The organism is Janthinobacterium sp. GW458P, assembly GCF_002127585.1.
Lineage (GTDB): Bacteria > Pseudomonadota > Gammaproteobacteria > Burkholderiales > Burkholderiaceae_D > Janthinobacterium.
The window spans coordinates 1-1,045 of the sequence record NZ_NEGZ01000145.1; the positions used below are offsets into that span (position 1 = coordinate 1).

The window sequence follows — 1,045 nt, forward strand, 5'->3', positions numbered from 1 at the left end:
CGGCGATGCCGCGCGCGGCCAGCAACAGGTTGTTCAGCGATTGCTGCAGCTTGCCTTCGGCCTTCTGCTGCTGCAGCAGGGGATTGTTCAGCGACGTGGCCGGCTGGCCATTCGGCAAGCGTCCCGTGGCGGTGGCCGTGCCCTGCTGCGCACCCTTGCCGGCAAACCAGGCGCCGCTGAACGGCTGCTGCGCCTGCGCGCCGCCCGCCTGCAGCAGCATGGCGATGGCCAGCGCCAGCGGTTTCAGGCGCACCGGGCGCCCGGTCCGGTTGCCCGCCATGGCGGAGGAGGATGCGTGTTTCGTGACCGACTTGCTTCGCTGCATGGCGACATTCCCTTTTCATGTTCCGTTGCTGACCGATATCGCGAGGCGGCGCGCACCACGCACGGGGCGGGCGGCAGGCACTGATTCGCGGCTTCCAGCAGCATTGACAGGGAATACGGTCCGGGACTGCAAAAGGTCATCAAAATGTCATAATTGGCGCCCCGCCTTGGCGCACCGCCTTGGCGCGCCGCCTTGGTGCCCCGCCTTGGCGCGCCAAGGCGGGACTCAGCCGAACAGCACGATGCCACCAGGCAAGCGCGTCACGCGCGCGCCATACGCATCCTGGATCAGGGCGATCACGTCTTCGAGGCGGTCGAGCGAAAAACTGGCTTGCACGCGGGTCTGTTTCAGGGTCTCGCCATTGAGGATCAGCTTGCCGGGACGATAGCGGTTCACTTCCGCCACCACCTCGGCCAGGGTGCTTTGTTTAAAAACCAGCAGCCGCTGGCGCCAGGCGCTGACTTCGCTGGCCGCCACCGCGCGCGTGAGGCCGAAATGCTCGGGCCGGTAGCGCAGCTGCTCGCCGGCGGCCAGTTCCGCATCGTTGCCTGCCTGCATCACGCGCAAGCGGCCCGCCAGGCAGGTCACGCACACTTCCTGGCCGAACAGCCGGATATTGAAGCGCGCGCTGCCGGCCGACACGCTGCCGTCGCCCGCCTGCACGCGCAGGCGCGCCGCGCCGCGCGGGCCGGCCTGGAATTCCGCCTCGCCGGCCAGCAG

1 protein-coding gene and 1 pseudogene are annotated in these 1,045 nt (G+C 68.5%); both read right to left on the reverse strand.

Going from position 1 to position 1,045, the window contains the following annotated elements; genetic code table 11:
* The coding region (locus tag CBW50_RS28455; RefSeq protein WP_139842720.1) for a hypothetical protein at positions 1-325 on the reverse strand (325 nt) is incomplete at its 3' end.
* 225 nt (positions 326-550) lie between these two features.
* Positions 551-1,045: pseudogene (locus CBW50_RS28460) on the reverse strand (DUF4974 domain-containing protein); the annotation flags it as partial.